This window comes from Rhodococcus sp. NPDC127527 (assembly GCF_042672245.1).
In the GTDB taxonomy this organism is placed as follows: domain Bacteria; phylum Actinomycetota; class Actinomycetes; order Mycobacteriales; family Mycobacteriaceae; genus Rhodococcus_G.
In genome coordinates, this window is sequence record NZ_JBHXVP010000005.1 from 321,865 (window position 1) to 330,374 (window position 8,510).

Here is an 8,510-nt window from a genome sequence, read left to right on the forward strand (position 1 = left end):
GGCCAGGCCAAGGCCGAGAGTGTCACTGTGCCCTCGGCAGGATTCGAACCTGCGACCTACCCTTTAGGAGAGGGTTGCTCTATCCCCTGAGCTACGAAGGCGCGGTGTGACGCGCACACCGTTGCGCAGTCTATCCGCCGCCACCGCGAGTGCGAAACCGTGGAGGTCAGACGTCGGCCGGCTCGGGTCGGACGGTGCCGCGGTGGAAGCCCTTCCGGTCGTAGAGCGTCGTCACGGTGACCCCGAGAACCAGCCCGATCAGTAGTCCCACCGCGGTCATCAGCACCGCGTGTCCGAGGTCGCCGGACCCGCCGCCGCCCAGGTAGAGCAGCGCCCGCACGCCGAGGAACACCTGGTGCATCGGCTCGAAGTTCGCCAACCAGGCGTATACGGTCGGCGTCGCCTCGATCGGGATGGTGGCGCCGGAGGACGGCAGGCCCAGGATCACGAACAGGACCAGGTTGACCAGCAGTCCGGCGGTGCCGAACGCGGCCAGCACGGCCAGCGCCGTGATGCCGACGCCGGCGATCGCGAAGGCCCCGTACATCCACAGCGCCAGGGCGTGCGGGGCGGGCATCCCGATGGCCGTGCTGATGGCCAGGTAGAGCCCGGACACCAGCGGTGCCAGGACCAGCATCACGGCCCACTTGACCAGCAGCGTCCGGAATCGGGAGATCTCGACGGCCGGGTTGTGCACGTATCGCGGGCCGAACTCCGTCGGGGCGAAGCCGAGCATGCCGTCGATCAGTGAGTGCACGATCATGCCGCCGGTGAATCCGGCGAGCAGGAGCAGTAGCGCGTAGTAGAACGCGGACAGTCCGTTGCCGGTGCCGTCGGGCAGCGGGTTGTGCGGGGTGGTCAGCACGTTGATCGGTGTGGCCAGGCTCAGCCGTGCCGCGCCGGACACCTGCGCGTTGCCGCCGAGTTGGGCGTCGACCTGTGCGGTGAGTTGCTGCCCGACGTTCGTGTCGACGGTCGTGAGTGCGGGGCCGGTGATCGCGGTGACGAGGCCGACGCCGAAGGTGCCGGCCCGTGGGTTGGTGTACACGGTGATCACCGGCTTCTCGACGTCGCCGGGGACGACGCTGGCCTTCGCCAGGATCAGCAGCCGCTTCGTGAAGTCGCTGGGGATGACGATCGCGCCGTACACCTGACCACTGTCGAGCTTCGACCGCGCCTGCCCGATCCCGATCTGCTGCAGGTCGACTTTGTCGGCGGGCACGTTCGCGACCAGTGCGTCGTTGATCTGGTTGCCGAAGTTCTCCGGCCTGTCGCCCTCGGCGGTCGGGACGGTGTCGCCCTCGTCCTGGTTGACGATCGCGATCGGGAAGTCGTGCAGGTGCTTCTTGGGGTCGAGGATGCCGCCCATGTACAGGGCAGCGAGTAGTGACATCAGCAGGGACACGACGATCACCGGGGCCAGCCAGAGGCGCGGCGTCCGCAGCGCGGAATTGCGACGGTCGGGTGCTCCGTGCGCCGGTGTGGTCACCGTTCGATTGTGGCAGCAGTCGACGAGATGAGCAGCGCGACGACGACGGTCGGCCGATCGTCGAATGTGTGCGCCCACCGCCTGCATACGGCCGGGAGTGTCTGTCTCATCGTGAGACAAACTGAGGAAAGTCTCTACAACCAGTTCGTGGCGGAACTGGCCGGTCAGCAGGGTCGACGCCGCCAGCGCAGCTTCGCGGTGAGACACGCGTACAGCCTGGTCAGCGGAGTGATTCTCACTTGTGTCGGAGCTGTTGACTTCGGTCTATCGGCAGTGAACCGTTGTTGTCTGAAACAAGTTCTACTAGCCGGCGGGAGCAATTCTCATGACAGTGTCGCCCCTGGACGGGATCGACATATTCGATCCGGCGAACCTCGACGACCCGAACGACCTCTACCGGGCTCTTCGCGCGGAGGCCCCCGTGCATCGCGTGGCGGGCACCGACTTCTACCTCGTTTCGTCGTGGGATCTGGTCACCGAGGCGACCGCGCGTACCGAGGACTTCTCCTCCAATCTCACCGGGGTGCTGGTCCAGCAGCCGGATGGGCCGCCGGTCACCTTCGACCTGGACGGCGGCGGGCAGGCCGTGCACGTCCTTGCGACCGCGGACGATCCGTCCCATGCGGTACATCGCAAGCTGGTTCTCCAGACGCTCGGCAAGCGCATCCGGGCGCTGGGGCCGACGGCCGCGGTGCTCGCCGATCGACTCTGGACGACCGGTCTGCGGGACGGACGCATCGACTACGTTGCGGACATGGCCGACCAGCTGCCGATGGCGCTGATCGCCAGCCTGATCGGCCTGCCCGACGGCGACGTTCGGCAACTGCTCGCCTGGGCCTACGACAGCACCGAGCTGCTCGGTGGGGTGGTGGCCGCGGACCGGCTCGGTGACCTGGTGACGTCCGCGGCCGAGCTGGCCGGGTACCTGCACGGCCAGTTCCAGCGGGCCAAGCGCGATCCCGCAGACGATCTGCTCGGCGTCCTCGCGAACGCCTGCAGCGCGGGCGACCTCGACGACGATGTCGCCGTGCTGATCCTCGTGCAGTTGGTCGGCGCGGGCGGGGAATCGACTGCGGGCCTGATCGCCAACGCGGCTCGCATCATCGCAACGAATCCCGATCTCCAGCAACGCCTTCGCCGCGACCCCGCTCTCGTCGACCACCTTCTCGACGAGACGCTCCGGCTGGAGTCGCCCTTCCGGGGACATCATCGTCACGTCGTCCGCGACACCGAGCTCGGCGGGATGCTGCTCCCCGCGGGTAGCCATGTCCTCCTGCTGTGGGGTGCTGCGAACCGGGACCCGGCGCGGTTCGAGAACCCGGACTCGATCGTCCTCGACCGGCCGAGCATCCGCTCGCACCTGGCATTCGGCAAGGGGACCCATTTCTGCGTCGGCTCCGCGCTGGCCCGCATGGAGGCCCTCGCGGCAACGACGATCCTGCTCGAGCGCAGCACCGACGTCTCCCTCGACGCCGAGAGCTCGCCGGCCTGGGTGCCGAGCGTGTTCGTGCGCAGGCACGCCACCCTCCCGCTCCAGATCACCTGACAGAGAGGAACACTCGATGACCAATGTCGACAGCCCCGGCGCGCTCGTCACCGCGTTCACGAGACTGCTTGCCGGGGAACTGGTCTGACGGTCGGTCGACCGGTCCGGTCGCGATCTCGAGGGTCCAGATCGTCCTTGTCGTCGGGAGCAGCGGCCTGCGGTCGAGGACGGGTGACCGAGGGAACCAACATCGCCGTCGCGCTCTCCTGGCAGGCATCGTCGCCGCCCGCCTGGTGCCCGCCGTCATCCCCCGGGCACGACCGCATCGTCATCTCGTCGGACCTCCAGTCCTGTCGCTCGAGCAGCCAGGACACCCCGACACCCGCGATCAGCCCCCAGAAGAGCGCGCCCGATGTCGAGGAGTTTCCCGTCGGCCACCGTGACCAGGAGGGGCGATCAGCGCGCCCATGGTGAAGCGGCCGGAGAAGGCGCCGGTGACCGTGCACGGCAGTGCGATCGACTGAGCCGGTTCGACTGAGTCGGTTCGCCTGGGCAGAAGCCGACGACGCCGGCAGCGCACTGCGCTGCCGGCGTCGTCGGTCGTGCTGGAATTAACGTGCGGGGACCGCCTCGTCCTCGGGCAGTGCCGCGGGCAGTTCGCGCCGCAACTTCTCGCCCTCGATGTCGACGTTCGGCAGGATCTTGTCCAGCCACTTCGGGATCCACCACGCCTTGTCCCCGAGCAGGGCCATCACCGCGGGGATGATCACCATCCGGACGACGAAGGCGTCGAAGAAGACCGCGGCGGCCAGCGCGAAGCCGATCGACTTGATGAACGAGTTCGGCTCGGCCATGAAGGCGCCGAAGACCGAGATCATGATCAGCGCGGCGGCGGTGACCACCCGCGAGCCGTGACCGAAGCCGATCTTCATCGCGTCCTTCGCGGACGCGCCGTGCACGTACTCCTCCCGCATCCGGGTCACCAGGAACACCTGGTAGTCCATCGCCAGGCCGAACACCACGCCGATCAGGAAGATCGGCATGAAGCTGACCAGCGGCTGCGGATTGCCGATCAGCCCACCCCAGCCGTTCTGGAAGATCGCGACCGTCGCGCCGAAGGTCGCGGCCACGCTGAGCAGGAAGCCCACGGTCGCGGTGAGCGGCACCAGGACCGACCGGAACACCAGCATCAGCAACACGAACGCCAGTCCCACGACCACCGCGAGGTACGGGATCAGGGCGCTCTGCAGCCGGTCCGAGATGTCGGTCTCGAGGGCGGTCTGGCCGGTGACGCCGTAGTTGACGCCGATCTTCTCGTGCAGGCCCGCCTCGCTGTCGCGGATGGACTGCATCAGGTCGACCGTCGCGGCGTCGGTGGGGGCGCTGGACGGGGTGACGATGATCTGCGCGGTGTCGCCGGCCGGGTTCATCCCGATCACCTGGGCGTTGGTGACGTCCGGCTGTTCCTTGATGGTCTGCAACACCGTGCCGACCGCCTCCGGCGCGGGGACGCTGGCATCCTTCGCGTCGACCACCACCAGCAGCGGGCCGTTGCGGCCCGGCCCGAAGCCCTTGTTCACCAGGTCGTAGGCCTGCCGTGAGGAGGTCGCCGGGTCGCCGGTGCTCTCGCTCGGCAGCGCCAGCTTCAGCCCGGTGGCGGGCAGCGCCAGCACCGCGAGCAGCAGCACGCCGCCGATCAGCGGGACCGCGGGGACGCGCGCGACCCAATTGGCGTAGCGCATCGCCCGGCCCGGCTGCACGGAACCGGACTCTGGGTCCTTGGCCTTGACGAAGGGGATCTTGCCTGCGAACACCTTGCGGCCGAACAGCCCGAGCATCGCGGGCAGGAAGGTCAGGGCGACCAGGACCGCGATGAACACGGAGAACGCCGCGGCCATGCCCATGTCGGTGAGGAACTTGATGCCCACCACCCGTAGCGCGACGAGGGCGATGATCACCGTGAGACCCGCGAACACGACGGCCGAACCGGCGGTGCCCACGGCGCGACCGGCCGCCTCCTCACGGTCGTCCGTGACGGTCATCTCGTGCCGGAACCGGGAGACGATGAACAGCGAGTAGTCGATCGCGACCGCGAGCCCGATCATCACCGCCAGGGTCGGGGTCATCGAGCCGAGTTCGGTGAAGCCGGTGGCCACCGAGATGCCCAGGCTGCCGATGCCGACGCCGATGATCGCGGAAATCAGTGGCAGACCGGCGGCGACGAGCGAGCCGAAGGTGATCATCAGGACGATCGCGGCCACGGCCATGCCGACCAGCTCGGTCGAGCCGCCCGGGGCCTCCTGGGTCTGCGCGGCGGTGCCGCTGACCTTGACGGTCAGCCCCGCATCGCGCGCGATCTGCGCGGCGGCGTCGATCTGGTCGGTGAGTTCGGTTGTCACGGACTTGAAGTCGCCGGTGAAGGGCACCTCGACGTAGCCGACAGTCTGGTCCGGGCTGAGCGGGGACAGCGCCTCCGCGTCGGCGACGGCCTGCGCGACCGGGGTGCCGGACTTCTCGGCCTGTGTGGTGGCCATCTCGATCATCTTGCTGTTGGCCACAACGGGATTGACCAACGCCGTGCTGCGCTCGCCGCCGGCAGCGGGCGCCGACGGGTCCGCCTTGGCGCCGGGCTCGACCGCGTCGATGGTGCGCACCTTGGCGAGCGTCGCATCCATCGCGGCCTCGTTGGCGGGGGTCGCCAGCGACTGGCCGTCGGGTGCGGCGAAGACGAACCGGGCCGACAGCGAGTTGAACGGGTCCTTCCCCGTGGCGGGGAAGCGCTCGGACATCAGGTCCTGCGCCTTCTGCGCGGGCGTCCCGGGGATCGAGAACGAGTCGTTGGTCGGGCCGGAGAGAGTGGCGGCGCCGACGCCCATCAGGACCAGGAGTGCGAGCCAGATCGCCAGGACGGTGCCTTTTCGCCGGTAGGCGAACTTGCCGATCCGATACAGATAGGTGGCCATGGAGGACCCTTCGGTGTGGAGATGGTCAGGACTGGAGGGACCGCGGCGCGGGGACCGTGGCGACGGGCTGGGGGATTCCGGCCCGGAGTTGGGTGAACGCCTCGACCACGAGGGGCGCGGGCGTGTCGTGGCCGGTGTTGCCCTGCATCCACAGGTCGATCGCGGCCTTGGCGGCGGTTCCGGCGACCATCTGCAGCAGGTTCGGGTAGAGGTCGTTGTCGACGTCGGTCCCGGTGCGGTCGGCGATGGCCTCGCCGAGGATCCGGCTCACCCGGCCGTGCACCTCGAGCTTGCGGGCCAGTAGGGCGGGGCTGTCCTCGACGAGGGCCATCACGGCGAACGTCTCGTCGAGGTCGCGCGCGGGGTCGGTCACGATGCCGAGCACCACCTGCTCGAGCGAGTCCCAGATCGGCTCGTCGGCGGGGCGGGCCCGCAACTGTGCTCCCCACACGGTCACTTCGGTCTCGAAGCGGTAGAGGATGGCCTCTTCCTTGGACGGGAAGTAGTTGTGGAAGGTGCGGGTGGACACCCCGGCCTCCGCGGCGATCGCGTCGGCGGTGACGGCGTCGACTCCCACGGTTCGGGCCAGTCGGACGGCCGCGTCGCTCAGTGCCGTGCGGGTAGCGGCCTTCTTGCGGTCGCGGAGTGGTAGTTGTGCGGTCACCTCCTCGAAGGTACCGAGATTGCACATGTCTGCAAACTTGCAGGAGGGTGCAATTATTGTCGGGTTGGTCATACCTCGGCATCCGATGTGTCGGCGGTCACTACGGGATACGCTCGGCGGGCGTAGGTCGGAGGTTCGCTGTGACTGAGCAATCGAGGAGTGCGACATGCCGGTGCCGGACTCCGCCGGGCCACGTCACCCGCCCGTGACGGTGGTCATCGCACAGCGGATTCGTCCGGGTCGCGAGCCCGCGTTCAGGCACTGGCAGGACGAGGTGGACGCGGCGGCGGCGTCCTTTTCCGGGTTTCTGGGCACCGAGGTAGGTCTGTCACCCGGCTCGGAGTCGGAGTGGTCGGTGGTCTACCGGTTCGACTGCGCCGACAATCTGAGGCACTGGCTCGACAGTGAGACGCGGCGAGCGTTGATGATTCGCGGCGGCGAGTTCTTCGAGGGCGCACCGACCCAGTACGTGCTGATCGACGAGGGCCACGACGATGCGGTCACCGTTGCGGTGTCGCATCCGCCGGTGCCCGGTCGTGAGGCGGAGTTCCTCGCCTGGCAGCGGCGGGTCGCCGACGCGGAGAGGGCGTTTCCCGGCTTTCGTGGATCGGAGATGCATCGTCCGGTGCCGGGAATCCAGGAGGACTGGATCATCCTGTTCACCTTCGACTCGTCCGAGAACCTCGACCGGTGGCTGACTTCTCCCGAGAGGGCGGTGTTGCTCGAGGAGGGCAGAGAATTCAGGGACTTCAAGGTCCAGCGGATCGCGAATCCGTACGGTTCGTGGTTCCCGGCGCCCGGAGCCGGCGCCGCGCCCACGGCCTCGTGGAAGACCGCGCTGTCGGTGCTGATGGGGCTCTATCCGACGGTCGTGGTCCTGACCATCCTGATCGCCGAGGTCTGGCCAGGCGCTCCGCTGTGGGTCAGCCTGTTGGTGGGCAACGTGCTGTCGGTGAGCATCCTGACCTGGGTGGTGATGCCGGTGGTCACTCGCGTCCTGGGATTCTGGCTCGAGCCCGACGATCCCCACGACCGGCGCACGGAACGGCTCGGTGTGGCGATCTCGGTGGGCTTTCTCGCCGTGGCGGCGATTGTGTTCTGGCTTGTGACGAGGGTTTTCTGGACGCTGCCGTAGACGTTCAGTGGTTTCGGCCGTCACGGGGCGGCGTCGCGACGGTGTCGCAGGTCGCTGACCTTCCGGGCCTGGGCGCGTTCGAGTGCCCGGGCGAGTAGTTCGTCGAGGTGGTGGCGGTGGTTGACCCGGGGTTGTCGGTCGGGGTCGATGTGGGCGGGTGGGGTCCATTCGGTGCGGCCCGCGTTCTCGCTGTCTCGTGGTGCGGTGCGGGTCTGCCAGCCGCCGGGTCCGTCGTGGACGAGGGCGTGGCAGGGATCGCACGCGAGGTCGAGGGACTCGATGTCCGTGGCGCCGCCATCGTTCCATTCCTTCAGGTGATGGACGGCGGTCATGGTGGCGGGGGCATCGCATCCGGGTCGGGTGCAGCCCCGCGAGGCCGCGATGAGCGCGAGTCGCTGATCCGCACTCGCTAGGCGTTTGGACCGGCCGAGGTGCAGTGGTCGGCCGTGGTGATCGAAGAGCACGAGGACGGGGTGTGCGCCCTCGAACATCGCGAGGGCGTCGCGGATCGGGACGATGCCGCCGGAGGCGGTGGTGGCGACCCCGGTCTCGGATTCGAGTTGGTCGAGTCCGAAGGTGACGATCGCGGTGACGGGTAGCCCGCGGTGGCTGCCCAACACCCCGGATCCGAGCAGGTGCCGCAGGCCGGTCTTCAGGGCGTCGTGGTTGCGCTGTCCGGCGGTGCGGGTGTCGCGGGCCGCGGCCTTCGCCAGCTGATCGCGATCGAGGCTCGGTGAGTCGGCGTCGCCGGTCGGCGAGTCGGGGTCGTCGGG

At 68.5% G+C, this 8,510-nt stretch carries 6 protein-coding genes and 1 tRNA gene; 2 read left to right on the top strand and 5 right to left on the bottom strand.

Going from position 1 to position 8,510, the window contains the following annotated elements:
• Positions 1-28: 28 nt before the first annotated feature.
• Together ACFVH2_RS11955 and ACFVH2_RS11960 are read right to left on the bottom strand one after the other, a co-directional pair.
• Positions 29-101: transfer RNA gene (locus tag ACFVH2_RS11955), tRNA-Arg, on the bottom strand.
• Positions 102-166: 65 nt separating this feature from the next.
• Complete coding sequence (locus ACFVH2_RS11960) at positions 167-1,393, bottom strand: YhgE/Pip domain-containing protein (protein WP_378424727.1); 1,227 nt, start codon at positions 1,391-1,393, stop codon at positions 167-169.
• A 421-nt stretch (positions 1,394-1,814) separates the two neighbouring features.
• Between ACFVH2_RS11960 and ACFVH2_RS11965 the strand changes: the two genes are divergently transcribed.
• Positions 1,815-3,035 (top strand): cytochrome P450, encoded by a 1,221-nt coding sequence (locus ACFVH2_RS11965; protein ID WP_378424699.1) that lies wholly within the window; start codon positions 1,815-1,817, stop codon positions 3,033-3,035.
• A 551-nt stretch (positions 3,036-3,586) separates the two neighbouring features.
• On the opposite strand, the gene ACFVH2_RS11970 is transcribed toward ACFVH2_RS11965, so the two are convergent.
• Positions 3,587-5,938 (bottom strand): MMPL family transporter, encoded by a 2,352-nt coding sequence (locus tag ACFVH2_RS11970; protein ID WP_378424700.1) that lies wholly within the window; start codon positions 5,936-5,938, stop codon positions 3,587-3,589.
• 25 nt (positions 5,939-5,963) lie between these two features.
• Positions 5,964-6,629 carry a TetR family transcriptional regulator gene (locus ACFVH2_RS11975; protein WP_378424702.1) on the bottom strand — a complete coding sequence of 222 codons (666 nt, stop codon included), beginning with the start codon at positions 6,627-6,629 and terminating at the stop codon, positions 5,964-5,966.
• 139 nt (positions 6,630-6,768) lie between these two features.
• On the opposite strand from ACFVH2_RS11975, the gene ACFVH2_RS11980 reads away from it, so the two are divergent.
• Entirely contained in the window at positions 6,769-7,737 is a 969-nt protein-coding gene (locus ACFVH2_RS11980) for an antibiotic biosynthesis monooxygenase (protein WP_378424704.1), read from the top strand.
• Positions 7,738-7,757: 20 nt separating this feature from the next.
• Here ACFVH2_RS11980 and ACFVH2_RS11985 read toward each other — a convergent pair.
• Positions 7,758-8,510, bottom strand: a 753-nt coding sequence (locus tag ACFVH2_RS11985; RefSeq protein ID WP_378475705.1) for a DUF222 domain-containing protein, incomplete at its 5' end; no start/stop codon positions are given.

Coding starts and splice junctions, on each gene's coding strand:
- ACFVH2_RS11960 (WP_378424727.1), bottom strand. CDS start 1,393: ATGTCACTACTCGCTGCCCTGTACATGGGCGGCATCCTCGACCCCAAG.
- ACFVH2_RS11965 (WP_378424699.1), top strand. CDS start 1,815: ATGACAGTGTCGCCCCTGGACGGGATCGACATATTCGATCCGGCGAAC.
- ACFVH2_RS11970 (WP_378424700.1), bottom strand. CDS start 5,938: ATGGCCACCTATCTGTATCGGATCGGCAAGTTCGCCTACCGGCGAAAA.
- ACFVH2_RS11975 (WP_378424702.1), bottom strand. CDS start 6,629: ATGTGCAATCTCGGTACCTTCGAGGAGGTGACCGCACAACTACCACTC.
- ACFVH2_RS11980 (WP_378424704.1), top strand. CDS start 6,769: ATGCCGGTGCCGGACTCCGCCGGGCCACGTCACCCGCCCGTGACGGTG.